The 14,303-nt window shown below is 64.7% G+C and carries 13 protein-coding genes; 8 read left to right on the top strand and 5 right to left on the bottom strand.

The window, feature by feature from the left end; translation table 11 throughout:
* The first annotated feature begins 84 nt into the window (after window positions 1-84).
* From OPIT5_17685 to OPIT5_17675, 3 genes are all read left to right on the top strand, one after another.
* Window positions 85-1,182: an aminotransferase gene (locus OPIT5_17685; GenBank protein ID AHF91776.1), complete on the top strand. Its 1,098-nt coding sequence runs from the start codon at window positions 85-87 to the stop codon at window positions 1,180-1,182.
* A gap of 280 nt (window positions 1,183-1,462) precedes the next feature.
* Window positions 1,463-4,324 carry a DNA topoisomerase III gene (locus OPIT5_17680; GenBank protein AHF91775.1) on the top strand — a complete coding sequence of 954 codons (2,862 nt, stop codon included), beginning with the start codon at window positions 1,463-1,465 and terminating at the stop codon, window positions 4,322-4,324.
* A 36-nt stretch (window positions 4,325-4,360) separates the two neighbouring features.
* Window positions 4,361-5,326 carry a tryptophanyl-tRNA synthetase gene (locus OPIT5_17675; protein ID AHF91774.1) on the top strand — a complete coding sequence of 322 codons (966 nt, stop codon included), beginning with the start codon at window positions 4,361-4,363 and terminating at the stop codon, window positions 5,324-5,326.
* Window positions 5,327-5,505: 179 nt separating this feature from the next.
* Here OPIT5_17675 and OPIT5_17670 read toward each other — a convergent pair whose 3' ends face one another.
* Entirely contained in the window at window positions 5,506-6,063 is a 558-nt protein-coding gene (locus tag OPIT5_17670) for a DNA-3-methyladenine glycosylase (GenBank protein AHF91773.1), read from the bottom strand.
* A gap of 34 nt (window positions 6,064-6,097) precedes the next feature.
* Here OPIT5_17670 and OPIT5_17665 point away from each other — a divergent pair, with 34 nt between their 5' ends.
* Window positions 6,098-7,501: an MFS transporter gene (locus tag OPIT5_17665; GenBank protein AHF91772.1), complete on the top strand. Its 1,404-nt coding sequence runs from the start codon at window positions 6,098-6,100 to the stop codon at window positions 7,499-7,501.
* Window positions 7,502-7,837: 336 nt separating this feature from the next.
* Here the strand turns inward: OPIT5_17665 and OPIT5_17660 are convergent, their stop codons facing one another.
* From OPIT5_17660 to OPIT5_17645, 4 genes are read right to left on the bottom strand one after another with little or no spacing between them, the layout of a single operon-like run.
* Window positions 7,838-8,689, bottom strand: coding sequence for a hypothetical protein (locus OPIT5_17660; protein ID AHF91771.1), 852 nt, complete (start codon window positions 8,687-8,689; stop codon window positions 7,838-7,840).
* The gene (locus OPIT5_17655) at window positions 8,679-9,563 is read right to left on the bottom strand and encodes a hypothetical protein (GenBank protein ID AHF91770.1); all 885 of its coding nucleotides are present in this window, start codon (window positions 9,561-9,563) and stop codon (window positions 8,679-8,681) included. The genes OPIT5_17660 and OPIT5_17655 overlap by 11 nt, the downstream gene beginning before the upstream one ends.
* The gene (locus OPIT5_17650; protein ID AHF91769.1) at window positions 9,560-10,471 is read right to left on the bottom strand and encodes an ABC transporter ATP-binding protein; all 912 of its coding nucleotides are present in this window, start codon (window positions 10,469-10,471) and stop codon (window positions 9,560-9,562) included. The genes OPIT5_17655 and OPIT5_17650 overlap by 4 nt, the downstream gene beginning before the upstream one ends.
* A 29-nt stretch (window positions 10,472-10,500) precedes the next feature.
* Window positions 10,501-10,776, bottom strand: a complete 276-nt coding sequence (locus OPIT5_17645) for an acylphosphatase (GenBank protein AHF91768.1) — start codon at window positions 10,774-10,776, stop codon at window positions 10,501-10,503.
* A gap of 212 nt (window positions 10,777-10,988) precedes the next feature.
* On the opposite strand from OPIT5_17645, the gene OPIT5_17640 reads away from it, so the two are divergent.
* The 4 genes from OPIT5_17640 (at window position 10,989) to OPIT5_17625 (ending at window position 14,303) form a co-directional block, all read left to right on the top strand.
* Entirely contained in the window at window positions 10,989-11,777 is a 789-nt protein-coding gene (locus tag OPIT5_17640; GenBank protein ID AHF91767.1) for a hypothetical protein, read from the top strand.
* Window positions 11,778-11,999: 222 nt separating this feature from the next.
* The gene (locus OPIT5_17635; GenBank protein AHF91766.1) at window positions 12,000-12,419 is read left to right on the top strand and encodes an Mn2+-dependent serine/threonine protein kinase; all 420 of its coding nucleotides are present in this window, start codon (window positions 12,000-12,002) and stop codon (window positions 12,417-12,419) included.
* Window positions 12,412-13,356, top strand: coding sequence for a protein phosphatase (locus OPIT5_17630; GenBank protein ID AHF91765.1), 945 nt, complete (start codon window positions 12,412-12,414; stop codon window positions 13,354-13,356). The genes OPIT5_17635 and OPIT5_17630 overlap by 8 nt, the downstream gene beginning before the upstream one ends.
* 272 nt (window positions 13,357-13,628) lie before the next feature.
* Complete coding sequence (locus OPIT5_17625; protein AHF91764.1) at window positions 13,629-14,303, top strand: prolipoprotein diacylglyceryl transferase; 675 nt, start codon at window positions 13,629-13,631, stop codon at window positions 14,301-14,303.

Here is a 14,303-nt window from a genome sequence, read left to right as displayed (position 1 = left end):
GGCCCTTCTCCGCTTGTCTTGGCACTTTCCTGTCCGCGTTCCCGCCGTTTTTTTCCAGCCGCCACGATCTTCCTTTTTCCATCCATGAGCTACAAACTGTTCATTCCCGGCCCCATCGCCGTATCCGACAAGACGCTCCGCGCCATGGCCCAGCCCATGATCGGGCACCGCAGCACCGACTTCGTCGCGCTCTACAACTCCATCCAGCCGGAGCTCCAGGCGCTCTTTTATACGAAGGACCCGGTGTACCTGTCCACCAGCTCGGCCTGGGGCGTGATGGAAGGCGCCGTGCGCAACGTCACGAGATCGACCAAAAAAGTGCTCAACTGCATGAACGGCGCGTTCTCCGACAAGTGGAACGACGTCTCGAAGCGCCTCGGCCGCGCCACCGGGTTCATCAAGTCCGAGTGGGGCCAGCCTGTCGATCCCGAGGCGATCCGCCGCGAACTCGCCACCGGCGAGTACGACGCCATCACCTTCATCCATAACGAGACCTCCTGCGGCTGCATGAGCGACATCGACGCGATCATGAAAGTCGTCCGCGAATTCCCGGACGTGATCTCGATCTGCGACACCGTCAGCTCGTTCAGCGCCCTCCCGATCAAAAAGGACGAACTCGGCATCGACATCTTCATCACCGGCTCGCAGAAGGCGCTGGCCCTGCCACCCGGCCTCGCGCTCATCTCCGTGTCGAAGCGCGCGCTCGAACGCGCCGCCACCGTCAACGACCGCGGCTATTACTTCGACCTGCTCGAATTCCAGACCAACCACGAGAAAGGCATGACGCCGAGCACGCCCACCATCGCGCTCATCTACGCGCTCCGGTCCAAGCTCGACGACATCAAGGCCGAAGGCGTGGAAAACCGCTACGCCCGCCACGCCCGCCTGAACAAGACCGTGCGCGACTGGGCTTTCGGCAAGGGCTTCAAGCTCTTCCCGAAGGAAGGGTACGGCTCCGTCTCGCTCAACTGTTTCGCCAACACCCTCAACGTCGACATCGCCGCCTGGAACAAGATTCTCAAATCGGAGCACCACCTCGTGATCGACGGCGGTTACGGAAAACTGAAAGGCAAGACCTTCCGCATCTCCAACATGGGTGACGAGACCGACGAGACCATCGCGGCGCTCATCAAGGCGCTCGATGCCGCTCTCGCCAAGACGCCCGTCCTTGCGACCGCCTGACGGGATCGCCGGCGGCGAAGCCGCCGGATCGACGTGGCACGGGCATCCTTGCCCGTGAGCGTTTGCCCTCCGCAGAAGTGGCACGGGCAGGCATACCCGTGCCACCCCGGAATCATGGGCCGGAAGGCCCATCACCACCTTGCGGCGCTGCGCGCCGTCCACGGCCAGGATGGCCGTGCCACCGGGCTCGCCGGCCCCCCCCGGTTACCCCCTGTTTTCGCTCCGCCGAAAAACAAAACCTTGTCATCACCGCACCCGCTCCCTAACCGCTCGCCCCTTCATGAAGTCACTTGTCATCGCCGAAAAGCCCAGTGTGGCTGCCGATCTTGCACGCGCCCTGGGCAAAGTGCCCAAGCAGGGTGATGTCTATGAGAACGACACTTACGTCATCAGCTCGGCCGTCGGCCACCTGGTCGAGCTCGAGATGCCCGAGGACATCGACAAGAAAAAGTACGGTTTCTGGCGCCTGGAGACCCTGCCCATCATTCCGGAAACGTTCGGCCTCAAACCCGTCGAGTCGTCCAAATCCCGTTTCGCACTCCTCAAAAAACTCCTCGCCCGCAAGGACATCGACCAGGTCATCAACGCCTGCGACGCCGGCCGCGAGGGCGAGCTCATCTTCACCTACATCTACCAGCTCGCCCGGTCGAAGCTCCCGGTGAAACGCGCCTGGATGCAGACCATGACGCCCGAAGGCATCCGCACCGCCTTCGAACGCCTCCGCGACGGCCAGCAGATGGCCGGCCTCGCCGACGCCGCCCGCTGCCGCTCCGAAAGCGACTGGCTCGTCGGCATCAACGGCACCCGCGCCCTCACCAAACGCATGTTCGGCTCCCGCGCCGGCAACGTCGCCTCCGTCGGCCGCGTGCAGACGCCCACCCTCGCCATCATTTTCAACCGCGAGCTTGAAATCCGCAATTTCATCCCCCGCGACTACTGGCGCGTCACCGCCACCTTCCAGGTCGCCAAAGGCAGCTACGAAGGCGTGTACCAGCGCGCCAACTACAAGAAGGCCGAAGGCGACGACCAGGACCGCATCGACCGCATCTGGCAAAAAGCCCTCGCCGAATCCGTCCTCGCCGCCTGCCGCCTGGGAGAAAAACCCCTCGCCGCCGTCCGCGAGGAGAAAAAAGCCGCCACCCAGGTCGCCCCGCGCCTCTACGATCTCACCACGCTCCAGCGCGAGGCCAACAACCGCCTCGGCCTCCCCGCGCGCCGCACGCTGCAAATCGCGCAGGCCCTCTACGAGAAGCACAAGATGATCACCTACCCGCGAACCGATTCGCGGGCGCTTCCCGAAGACTACATCCCCACCTGCCGCGAGACCCTGCAAAACCTGCAAGGCGACCTCGCCCCCCACGCCCGCAAGGCGCTCGCCGACGGCCTCGTGCGGCCCAACAAGCGTATCTTCAACAACGCGCAGATCAGCGACCACTTCGCCATCATCCCGACCACCTCCGGATCGACAGGAAAAAACCTCGACGACATGGAAGCCAAGGTGTTCGACATGATCGCCCGCCGTTTCGTCGCCGTCTTTTATCCGGCGGCCGAGTTCGACGTGACGACGCGCATTTCCACCGTCGCGCCCGGCCACGATTTCAAGACCGAGGGCAAGGTCCTCACCAGCGCCGGCTGGCTCGCCGTTTACGGCAAGACCGCCATCGACGACGAAGATTCCGGCCAATCGAAAACCGAAAATCAGAAATCGAAAACCCAGGCCCCCCTCCCCGCGCTCTCGCCCGAGGACAACGCGCAGGCCCGCACCGCCGACGCCGTCCTCCACTCCGAAACGACCCGGCCTCCCCCGCGCTACACCGAAGCCACGCTTCTCTCCGCCATGGAAGGCGCCGGCAAACTCGTCGATGACGAGGACCTCGCCGAGGCCATGAAGGAGCGCGGCCTCGGCACGCCCGCCACGCGCGCCGACACCATCGACGGCCTGATCAACCAGAAGTACATCGAGCGCAACCAGCGCGAACTCGCCCCCACCGCCAAGGCCGAGCAGCTCCTCGAGTTCCTCACGGCAGTCAAGGCCGAGGCGCTCACCCAGCCTCGCATGACCGGCGAGTGGGAGTACAAACTCCGCCAGATGGAGCACGGCAAATTCTCCCGCGACCAGTTCATGCGCGAGATCGTCGAAGTCACCAAAGGCATTGTCGACCGCACCAAAAATTTCGAGGAGACCGACGAAAACGCCCGCGAGACCGACATCGTCTCGCCCACCGACGGCAAACCCCTGCTCGAAACCCTGCGCGGCTACCGTTCGCAGGACGGCGCGCTCACCATCTACAAGGTCATCACCGGCCGCAAGATCGAGGAAGCCGAAGTCCGCCGGCTCGTCGCCTCCGGCGAGATCGGCCCGCTCGACGACTTCGTCTCTCCGCGCACCGGCAACCGTTTCCCGGCCAAACTCCGCATCGTTCCCGATCCGAAGGATGCCGACAAAAAGAAAGTCGAGCTCGATTTCGGCAACAAGGTCGACCTCGGCGAACTCACGCCGGTCTGGACCGATCCCGCCACGGGCGCCGAACTCTGCGAGGCGCCCACCAACTACATCCTGCGCCAGCGCGATCCCGGATCGGAAACCGGCTGGAAACAGACGTTCTCCGTCGGCCGCATCATGTGCAAGCGCCCGCTCGCGCGCGACGAAGTCATCACGCTCGTCACCACCGGCAAGAGCCCGCTGATCGAAAATTTCACGTCGAAGTTCGGCCGTCCCTTCAAGGCGTACCTCGTGAAAAACGGAGCGAAAGTCGGCTTCGAATTCCCGCCGCGCGAGGCCAAGGCCGGCGCCGACGGCAAGCCCGCCGCGCCGCGCCGCAAGGCCAAGGCTCCGCTCGATCTGGCAAAAGCCCGCGTCCTCGGCCCGAGCAAGGCCCACACCGACGGCACGCTTTACGAGACGGAGGACGCCTACGTCGTCGCCAAGCCCGGCGCCGAAGGCGAGCTGCGCACCGTGTTCGAAGTGAAGCGCAACCTCTGCCAGAAAGAGCTTCCCGCCGAAGAGATCCAGCGTCTCCTCTCCGACGGCAAGACCGGCCTGATCGAGGATTTTGTCTCGAAGCGCGGCAGCAAGTTCAGCGCGTACCTCGTGCTTTCGAAGACGAAGACCAAGGCCGACTTCGAATTCCCGCCGCGGTAACCGTTTTTCCCGAGCCCGTTTTTCACTCCCGTCACCATGCGAATCCTCACCGGCATCCAGCCTTCCGGCACCCTGCATATCGGCAACTATTTCGGAGCCATGCGCCCCGCCATCGAAGCCCAGGAACGCGGCGAATCGTTTTACTTCATCGCCAACTACCACTCCATGACCGCGCTGACCGACCCGGAGGCGCGCCGCCGTTACACGCTCGGCGTGGCGCTCGACTGGCTGGCCTGCGGTCTCGATCCGCAAAAGTCGGTTTTCTGGAGGCAGAGCGACATCCCGGAAGTCAACGAGCTGATGTGGATTCTCGGCACGCTCACGCCGATGGGTCTCCTCGAACGCGCCCACTCCTACAAGGACAAGACCGCCAAAGGCATCGCGCCCAACTTCGGTCTCTTCGCCTACCCGGTGCTGATGGCGGCCGACATCCTGCTCTTCGACACCCACGTCGTGCCGGTCGGCAAAGACCAGAAACAGCACGTCGAGATGACGCGCGACATCGCCATCAAGTTCAACCAGACCTACGGCGAGACGCTCGTCGTTCCCGAGCCGGAAATCCGCGACGACGTGGCCGTCATCCCCGGCCTCGACGGGCAGAAGATGAGCAAGAGCTACGACAACACCCTGCCCATTTTCGGCGACGAGAAGGTGCTGCGGAAGCGGATCATGAGCATCGTCATGGACAGCCGCACCCCGGCCGAACAAAAACCCGATGCCGACAGGAACATCGCCATCCAGCTCCTCCGTTTCGTGGCGCCGGCCGACGTGGCGAAAGGGTTCGAGGAGCGCCTGCGTGCCGGCGGTCTCGGCTACGGCGACCTGAAGAAGGCGCTGTTCGAGCACTACTGGACTTATTTCACGCCCTACCGCCAGCGTCGCGCCGAGCTGGAAGCCAACCCTGATCACGTCGAGGCGGTGCTGCGCGCCGGGGCCGCCCGCGCCCGGGAGGCGGCGGCGAACGTGCTGGCGCGCACGCGCAAGGCCTGCGGCCTGGCGTAACCGTTTAGCAACTACGGCGTTTGACGGAGCGGCGGCATTTTTCTGCCAATCCCGCTGCGACGAGGCGCGTCAGCGCCTCGCCCGGTGCCTCGCCGCCCGAACCGGCGACACGTTGCGTCGTCTGCAGCGGCACGTACCGAGGCCGAAGGCCGACAGCTTGCCATGCCGCCGCTCCGTCGCTAAGCGGATACGCGGCTTGGCGTAACATTGCAGGAGCGTACGAACCGCCACGGCTTTGCCGCCCACTCGGGGCCGGCGTAGGCCACGCCGATCCGCGGGGTCGCCTGCACCTCGCCCGCCGGCACGGCAAGGCCGTCGTCCTCGAGCCACAACCCCGTCGCCGGTGTGGCCGGCCGTGTGTTGAAACGCGCCCGGTCGATGCCGAGCGCCCGCGTCAGCCGGCCGGGGCCGTTGATGCCTTCGAGCCCGCGAATCAGCACCGCAGCGGGCCAGTCGCGCGGACCGGTCACGAGGTTGAGCATCTCGTGCACGCCGTAACAGAGATAAACGTACCAGTGGCCGGCGTCGCCAAACATCACCCCGGTGCGCGCGGTACGGCCCTTGCTGGCGTGGCAGGCGCGGTCTTCCGGACCGTGGTAAGCCTCGGTTTCGGTGATCCGGCGGGCCAGGCGCACGCCACCGGCGGCGTGGACGACGAGGTGCTTCCCCAGCAGCCAGCGCGCCAGTTCAACTGTATTTTCCGAACGCAGTTCTTTCGCTTTAATGATGCGGGACATCAGGTATGGGTGGACGCCGGTTTTTCCATCCCGTGTGAACGCAACCCGCACCCTGACGCAAGCCCGCAAGAAATCGCTCGCCGACAATTTCCGGCTCTGCACCGCCGACGGCATTTACGCCGTGCCCCTCGTCATGATGACGCTGCCGGTCAACGTGGTGCTGGCGGCGCTGTTCACCAAGGCGATCCCGCTCTCCACGGCGGCGCTCGGGTTCATCACGTCGCTGCCGTTCATGTGCAATTTTCTCCAGCTCGCGGTGTCGCCGCTGCTGGCGCGGTGGTTTCCCGCAAAAATGATTTCCATCGGCACGAGCGCGTGCGGCACGGTCTGCTGGGCGGCGTTTGCGGTGATGCTGTCGTTCCTGCCGGGCGACAATCCCGAGGTGGCGGCGCGGTGGATCGCGGGGTGGTTTTTCGTGACGAGTTTTTTCGCGGCGCTGACCGGCGTGGGCTGGAACTCGTGGGTGCAGGAATGGGTGCCGGTGCGGCTGCGCGGCAAATATTTCGGACGGCGCAACCGGCTGCTCCAGATCGCCAACATGGCGTTCCTGCTGCTGGCGGGGTGGGTGCTGGCGAAGTGGGACTATGCGATCCCCGCGTTCCAGACCGTGATCGTTTTCGGCATCGGGCTGCGGCTGCTTTCGCTGCGCGCGCAGTGGCGGATGGAAACGCAGCCGCGGACCCGCGCCGCGGTGCGCACGGGGATCTTGCGCGACCAGTTGTGGCTGCTCGGGCAGTCGCGGTCGTTTTTGCTGTTCATCCTTTTCGGGGCGGTGTGGTCGTTCGCGGCCAATGTGTTCGGGCCGTTCTACCACAAGTTCATGCTCGACCGGATGGGGCAGTCGGCGTTCGACATCGGGCTGATCTCGACCTTCGGCGCGCTCGGCGCGGCGCTCTCGATGCCGGCGTGGGGACAACTGATCGACCGGTTCGGCAACAAGTCGGTGATGGCGGTGTCGCTCATCCTCTGGCAGGTGCAGAATTACCTGTGGTGTTTCCTGACGCCGGGCATGGATGCGTGGCTGTACGGAATGTGGATCTGGGGCGGCATGACCAATGCGGGGTTCGTCCTGGGAATGTTCACGCTGTTGCTGAAACTCATCCCGGCAGGCGCGAAGAATCTGGCGATCGGCGCCAACCTGGCGCTGACGTCGCTGGTGGCGGCGATCGCACCGATCCTCGGCGGCGCGGCGCTGGAGTGGGGATTGTCGCGCGAGGGGGCGGACCCGCTGGCGGTGTACCATGCGTGTTTCGCGGTGCAGCCGACGATCGCGCTGGCGGGGGCGCTGCTGCTGCTGCGGATCGAGGAGCCGGCGGCGGCGGCGTTTTCGATCGTGGTGGGCGCGATGCGCAACGTGCGCATGCTGAGCGGCGTTTTCGGCTTCGGCCCGCTCATCAACTACATTTTCTACAAGCCGCGAAAGCCGGAGAAAAAATGAAGGGAACTTCTGAAAATTGAACAGAAGGCAACGAAGAGAACGAAGAACAACCAGGGACGCTTACCGTTCATTCCTGTTTAACCTTCTTAAAATAACTTATGTTACGCAATGCGCTGTGGCGCGGGCGTCTCACCCCCATTTCCGGGCGGCGCTTCGCGCCGTCAGCGGGCGAGACGCCCGCGCCACTTCAAGGCCGTCTGCGTAACATCCATTAAAATAAATAACTTTTGGTTCAGAGTCTTCTTTGTTTTACCTTCGTTACCTTCGTTTTCTTCTGTTCAAAAAGAATTCCCGGAACCTCCCTGCAGGAGCGGCGGCGGGGACGCCGCCGCTCCGTTACGACCCTTCCGCCGGCGGCGCAGGCGGCGGCTCGACGACGCCCGGTCCGGGATCGAAGCGCTGCGCAGCCGGGATATTCAGCTCGCCTTCGAGCTCGCGTATCCGTTCGAGCACGACATTGGGCATGGCGTACATCGCGGCGTCGCCTTCCTTCGGCAGCGTCGGGTAGAGTTTTTTCAGCCAGTCGTACGCCTCCTGCTTGCGGCCCACGCGGCGGAGGAGCTCGGCGTAGATGCGGTAAGCGTACTGCGGCGCGTCGGGCTGTTCGGTCGCTTTCAGGTACCAGGTCGAGGCCGTGGCGGGGTCCTTGAGGCGGTTGAGGTAGATGTTGGCGATCTCGATGTAGAGGAGCGGCTCGCGCGGGTGAAAGCCGAGGCCGGTCTCGAGGAAACTCACGCCGACGCTGGACTGCTCCTCGTCGAACTTGCGCTTCACGGCGTCGGGCACCTTGTCCCAGCCGCCGGCGTCGTCGATGCGCCAGTTGGGCATGTCGTAGGCGATCATGCGCGAGCCGTTTTGCCAGAAATAGATCGGGCGCGGGTCGATGGCGGTGACGAGCTTGATGTACGTCTGCGTGGCCGGCAGGTCGTTGTTTTCCCAGACGCTGTTCGTTTTCAGCCAGAAGAAGTCGGCGACGATGGCCTGGAAACCGCCGAGCAGGCCGACGGTGATGCCCTGGCCGAGCGCGCCTTCGAGCGACTTGAACTGGAAGCCGGGCTGCTGGGCCCGGATCTCCTGCCACGCGGGATCTTCCAGCGGGCGGACGGCGGCGCCGGCGAGGGCGAGTCCGGCCAGCACGACCAGCGCGGTGCGGAACGGACGGAAGGCGGTGGGGGCGTTAAATTTCACGGCTGCGGAAGCTGTAGACGGCGAGGAGGCCGATCACGACAATGTAGATGAGCCCGTAGCCGGCCACACGGGCGGCGACCTCGGGATTGATGCCGGCCCCCTGCCCGACCTGGTCGGCCAGGTTGAAGAGCTGGAAATTGGGAAAAATGTAGCTGAGCACCCGCACGCCGAGCCGCAGGAAAACGTTGGCCACATTGCCGTAGGCGTCGCGCGCGAGGTATTGCAGGTGGCAGATCACGAGAACGAAAAACCCCGTGACCACCGTGTAGAGGTTGGTGTTGGAGAAGCTCGCGATCAGCAGCACGATCATCGTGAGCACGCCGAACTTGATCCACTGGAGCAGGCCCACCAGCAGGATGTCGCCGTAGTGGATAAAACCGCCGGCGGGGATGACATCGGGCGAAAGCGTCGCGATGATGGCGCGTTCACGGAAATAGAGCAGGCCGATCATGAGGCCGATGGTCACGACGCAGAACACGCCGACGACGGCGAACACGCCGAGGAATTTCCCGAACACGAACTCGGCGCGCCAGATGGGCTTGGCGAGCAGCGTGAGCGCGGTGCGGTTTTCGATCTCGCTGAAGAAGAGCTGCGCGGTCGTCGCCACCGTGAGCACGGAGCCGAAAAACACGAGCGCGCCGAAACCGAAGTCGGCGATGAACTTCAGCTCCGAGGAGCCGAAGTTGAACTCGCGGAAAAACTGCGCGCTCGCCACCAGCGCGATGGCGAGGATGAGCAGGAAGTTGAAGAGTTTTTGCCGGACGGCCTCCAGAAACGTGTTGCTGGCGATCAGCCCGAGTCGCGACAGCGAGAAGGGGACGCCGGCGCCGGCCGGATGGCCGGGGGAAGAAGGGGTTGTGGTGGTGGTGCTCATGATTTTTTCTCTTCGGAACGGGACGGAAGGGAGGCGCGGGAGACCTTGCTGAGGAAGAGCTGGTCGAGGCGGGCGCGCGGTTGCTCGATGGCGTTGAGCCGGTGGCCGCGCTGGCCGAGCCACTCCCGGAAGGCGGCGAGGTCGGAGTCGGAGAACGTGTCCACGATGAGCGCCTGCTGGTCGCGCTTGCCGACGAGTTCGCTGACGTTGCCTTCGAGGATGAGCTTGCCGCGGTCGAGGATGGCGATGCGGTCGCACACGTCCTCGATCTGGGCGAGCAGGTGCGAGGTGATGAGGACGGTCTTGCCCTGCTTCTTGAGCTTGAGGATGAGTTCGCACATCTCGGCCGAACCGACGGGATCGACGCCCGCGGTGGGTTCGTCGAGGACGATCAGCCGGGGATCGTGCACGAGCGCCTGGGCCAGGCCGATGCGCTGGAGCATGCCTTTCGAGTAGGTGCCGACGCGGCGGTGCGAGGCGCCGGAGAGGCCGACCCAGTCGATCACTTCCTTGACGCGGTCATTGAGCTGCGCGCGCGGCACCCGGCAGACGCGGGCGTAGAACCGCACGAGCTCCGCGCCGCTCAGGTAGCGGTAGAAATACGGCGCCTCGGGCAGGTAGCCGACGTTGCGCCGCGAGGACACCTGCTCGCTCGGCACGCCGAACACGCGGCATTCGCCGAGCGTGGCCTCGAGCAGGCCGAGGATGACCTTGATCGTGGTGCTCTTGCCGGAGCCGTTGGGCCCGAGCAGGCCGAAGACCTGGCCTTCGGGAATCGTCAGCGTCAGGTTGTCGACGGCCCGGAGTTTCACGCCGCGGAGGCTGATGGGAAAGTCCTTCGTGAGACCGCGGATCTCGATCGCAGGAACCGGGGAGTTGGCGGGTGGTGTGGCGGGAGTGTCGCTCATTATTGCAGGGTGCGTTATGTGATCCGGATTTATCTGATCCGGAAACCGGAAAACTGTGCGGAACGTTCGCGGCCCGAACGCTCGATCTTGCGGATGTAGCCGTGCAGACGCTCGTCGATCGCCCGGAGGAAGGCGTCGATCTCCTCGCGCCGGCCTTCGGCCTCGAGTTCCACGCGGCCGTCGTCGAGATTCCTGACTTCGCCGGCCACCTCGAATTCGCGGGCCACCTCGAGCGTACTCTGCCGAAAACCGACGCCTTGCACGCGGCCGCTGAAATACACCGTCTCGTGACGCACGTTGTTCATTCGCTCGGTAAATGGATGAAGGGGAAGATCGGAACGGGATCGTGTGTAACCAGGTGAGAATGTTGCCGTGGATCAATCCGTAAAATCATATTTTGCAGCATAACAAAGGCAGTCAACCCCCGGGATGGGGTCGGCCGGTGAATCAATCCGGCATTTGGCGTTGCGTTCGGGACCATCCCGGACAGGCTTGTTCCCGTTTCCAACATCCCTGAATGAGCGACTACAACACTGACGGATTCTCTGACGGCGAATGGCAGGATCGCGGAGATCTGGTGTGGAACGAATTTGACTGGGAGCGCTACCTGCGCGATCAGGACGAGAACATCCTGCGTTATCTCGCCTGCTACGAGAAGCTCCGGAAACACCCGCAACGCCTCGACGAGGCCGCCCGCCTCATGGGCTGGGACATGGAGGAGTGGAACGGTGAAACCGACAAGGTCGCGGTGAGTGCCTCCGGCGATGCTGCCGGCGACGACTCCGGTGCCGGCCCCGACCCGGCAGCCTCCGGCGAACCGGACGGAGAATCCGGCGGCGAGGCCGACTCCGACGACGTGATTCCCGGGATGGACGATGACGACGAACCGTACACGTTGCACAAAAATCCGGTCTTCATCGCGACCCGCGCCATTTACCTGAGCCTTTCCCGGAGCTGGGCGCGCCTCGCCGGCGATCCGGCCAACGTCCCGCAGGGTCTCGCCGTCAGCCACCTGCACGCGCTTCAGGCTGGCGAGATGCAGTCCCTCCTCGCGATGCAGGCGCTGGATTTCGGGGATTACGCGCTCGCCATCAGCTTCTTCAAGCGGGCTCTCCACGAGCTCAATGCCACGATGGCCAGCCTCGGCAAGGTCAAGGCCGATGCCTCGCGACTGCTCCGCGGTTACTGCGCCGGCGCTATGCCCCGGCTCTTTGACCTGCGCGAGATCTGGCTGCGCGTGATGGCCGGTTGCCGCCACGAGCTCTCCCATCCTTCGGAAGACGACGATTTCGAAGACGAGGAGTGAGCGGTGCGGAGGCGACCGGGCGGACCGGGGGCAGCTCAAGCGGATGTCTGTCAACCGGTGGACTCCGATGAACGGAAGGGATTTTCCTTCGCAAGGGGCTGACATCGGTTTGAGTCGCGCCTGGGCAAGAATGCCCCGGCCATGCTGTCGCGCTTGCCTGCCGCGTCCTCCGCGCTTTTGCTCCCGGTCCCGCGTTCCCGAATCCACGTCACATCACGCCACATGCACGAAGTCAAAGACACCCGCCGCGCCACGGTGCGCATCGGCTACGACGGCCGGGTCCACAAGACCTTTCGCGGGCACCAGGCGCGGGAGCGTTTCGAGCACGAGGTGAAAGTGCTCCGCCACCTGGAAGAACGCGGCTGCGATTTTGTCCCGAAAATTCTGGAAGCCGATCCCGCCCGGCTCCTGCTCGTCACGGACAATTGCGGAGGCCGCGTCGATCACCTCGCTCCGGAACGCATTCCGGAAATCTTCGCCGAACTGGAAAACTACGGCGTGCGGCACGAGGACCCGTTCCTGCGCAACATCACCTACCGCCGCAGCGACGGACGTTTCTGCATCATCGATTTCGAATATGCCACCCTCCTCGATGGCCCCCACGCCGGCCAGTCACTCAAGCCGCCACCTCCCGATGCCTGACCCGCTCGCCCCGAACCCGCCGTCGCCGCTTGTCCGGCCGGCTCCCGCTGGCCCGACGACGGCTTCCGCCGCCGTCACCGCCCCTCCCGCGCTGCGCCTCCACTGGTCGGGCATGACCCACCCCGGACGCTTCCGTGCCAATAACGAAGACAGTTTCCTCGCGCTCAATTTCGACGCGCACGAAGTCCGTTTTCTGGGCAAAACCGGCGACGCCTCGCTGCGCGGAGCCGATTTCGTCTTCGCGGTGAGCGACGGCATGGGCGGCGCCAATGCGGGCGAATTCGCCAGCAAGATCGCCGTGACCGAAATCACCCGGCTCCTGCCCCGCAGTTTCAAGGTTTCCGCGCTCGGCCTTTCCGGCGGGTTTCAGGATATCCTCGCCGAACTCTTCGAGGCCATCCACCGGTCGCTCGTCAATCTCGGCCACAGTTACGAGGAATGCGCCGGCATGGGCGCCACGCTGAGCCTCTGCTGGGTCACGCCCGAATGGGTCTGGTTCAGCCACATCGGTGACAGCCGCATCTATTACCTGCCGAAAAAAGGCGGCATCACCCAGCTCACGCACGATCACAGCCATGTCGGCTGGCTGCGCCGCACCGGCAAGATCACCGAACACCAGGCGCGTGCCCATCCCGGCAGGAGTTCGCTGCAACAGGCGCTCGGCGCCGGCAACCAGCACATCGAGCCGCACATCGGCGCCGTCGACCTGCAACCGGGCGACCGTTTTGTGATCTGTTCCGACGGCCTCGTCGACGGGCTCTGGGACGGCACCATCGAACGCCTGCTCCGCGAGCCCGCGCCCGCCCAGGCCGCCCTGCCGCCGGCGCGCCTGCTCGTCGAGGAATCCGTCGCCGCTTCGGGACGCGACAACTGCACCGCCATCGTCATCGAAGCCGTGGCCGCCCCCCCGCCCTCTCCCCACCCTGAATCGACTTGAATCGAGTTAACTCGACTTAAGTCGACTTAAGTCGATTCCACTCGATCCGAGCCGGGCCACTCTGCCAACCGCCATGATCCCCCCCCCCCCCTCCCCTCGCCTGGTGGGTCCACAACATCAGCCCGTTCCTCGTCGAATTTTCCGACGGCATCGGCATTCGCTACTACGGGCTCGCCTACGTCGCCGGTTTCCTCGCCGGACTCGGGCTGCTCACCCTCTATGCGCGCCGCCGGCTCACGCCGCTCACCTCCGCGCAGATATCCAGCCTGATCATGGCGCTCGTGGCCGGCGTGTTTGTCGGCGGGCGGCTCGGCTACTTTCTCTTTTACCAGCCGCAGGCCCTGCTGCGCGATCCGCTGGAGCTCCTCCGCGTGTGGGACGGCGGCATGGCCAGCCACGGCGGCTTCCTCGGCGTGGCGGTGGCGCTCGTCTGGTTCGCGCGCAGCACGGGCAACCGCGTGCTCCATCTCGGCGACCTCGTGACCAGCGTGGCGCCGGCCGGCCTGATGTTCGGCCGCATCGCCAACTTCATCAACGGCGAGCTCTGGGGTAAAATCACCGACGTGAAATGGGCGGTCATCTTTCCCGAAAGCGCCCCGCCGCTGACGGCCTTTGCGATGATCCCGCCGCGGCACCCGTCGCAACTTTACGCCGCCTTTCTGGAAGGCGTGCTCCTGCTCGCGCTGATGCAGCTCCTCGTCTGGAAAACGGACTGGCTGCGCACCGCGCCGGGCCGGCTGAGCGGCGTGTTTCTCGTCGGCTACGCCCTCGCCCGCTCCGTCAGCGAGATTTTCCGCGAACCCGACGCCAGCCTGATCCTCGGCCTCAGCCGCGGCACGTTTTATTCGATTTTCGTCTTCGTCGCCGGGGCGATTCTCCTGCTGAGAAAAAATACGCTGCCGCTGGAAATCCCGGCGGCAGGGCCAGCCCCGAAAACCCGCCCGTAG

This window comes from Opitutaceae bacterium TAV5 (assembly GCA_000242935.3).
Taxonomy (GTDB): domain Bacteria; phylum Verrucomicrobiota; class Verrucomicrobiia; order Opitutales; family Opitutaceae; genus Geminisphaera.
Note: the sequence above shows the minus strand (reverse complement) of the source record. Positions and strands in the feature narration are given on the sequence as shown.

Bases quoted from the DNA above. Each gene is read 5' to 3' on its own strand.
- OPIT5_17655 (AHF91770.1), bottom strand. From the start codon at position 9,563: ATGAGCACCACCACCACAACCCCTTCTTCCCCCGGCCATCCGGCCGGC.
- OPIT5_17680 (AHF91775.1), top strand. From the start codon at position 1,463: ATGAAGTCACTTGTCATCGCCGAAAAGCCCAGTGTGGCTGCCGATCTT.
- OPIT5_17685 (AHF91776.1), top strand. From the start codon at position 85: ATGAGCTACAAACTGTTCATTCCCGGCCCCATCGCCGTATCCGACAAG.
- OPIT5_17640 (AHF91767.1), top strand. From the start codon at position 10,989: ATGAGCGACTACAACACTGACGGATTCTCTGACGGCGAATGGCAGGAT.
- OPIT5_17670 (AHF91773.1), bottom strand. From the start codon at position 6,063: ATGTCCCGCATCATTAAAGCGAAAGAACTGCGTTCGGAAAATACAGTT.
- OPIT5_17645 (AHF91768.1), bottom strand. From the start codon at position 10,776: ATGAACAACGTGCGTCACGAGACGGTGTATTTCAGCGGCCGCGTGCAA.
- OPIT5_17650 (AHF91769.1), bottom strand. From the start codon at position 10,471: ATGAGCGACACTCCCGCCACACCACCCGCCAACTCCCCGGTTCCTGCG.
- OPIT5_17635 (AHF91766.1), top strand. From the start codon at position 12,000: ATGCACGAAGTCAAAGACACCCGCCGCGCCACGGTGCGCATCGGCTAC.
- OPIT5_17630 (AHF91765.1), top strand. From the start codon at position 12,412: ATGCCTGACCCGCTCGCCCCGAACCCGCCGTCGCCGCTTGTCCGGCCG.
- OPIT5_17625 (AHF91764.1), top strand. From the start codon at position 13,629: ATGGCGCTCGTGGCCGGCGTGTTTGTCGGCGGGCGGCTCGGCTACTTT.
- OPIT5_17675 (AHF91774.1), top strand. From the start codon at position 4,361: ATGCGAATCCTCACCGGCATCCAGCCTTCCGGCACCCTGCATATCGGC.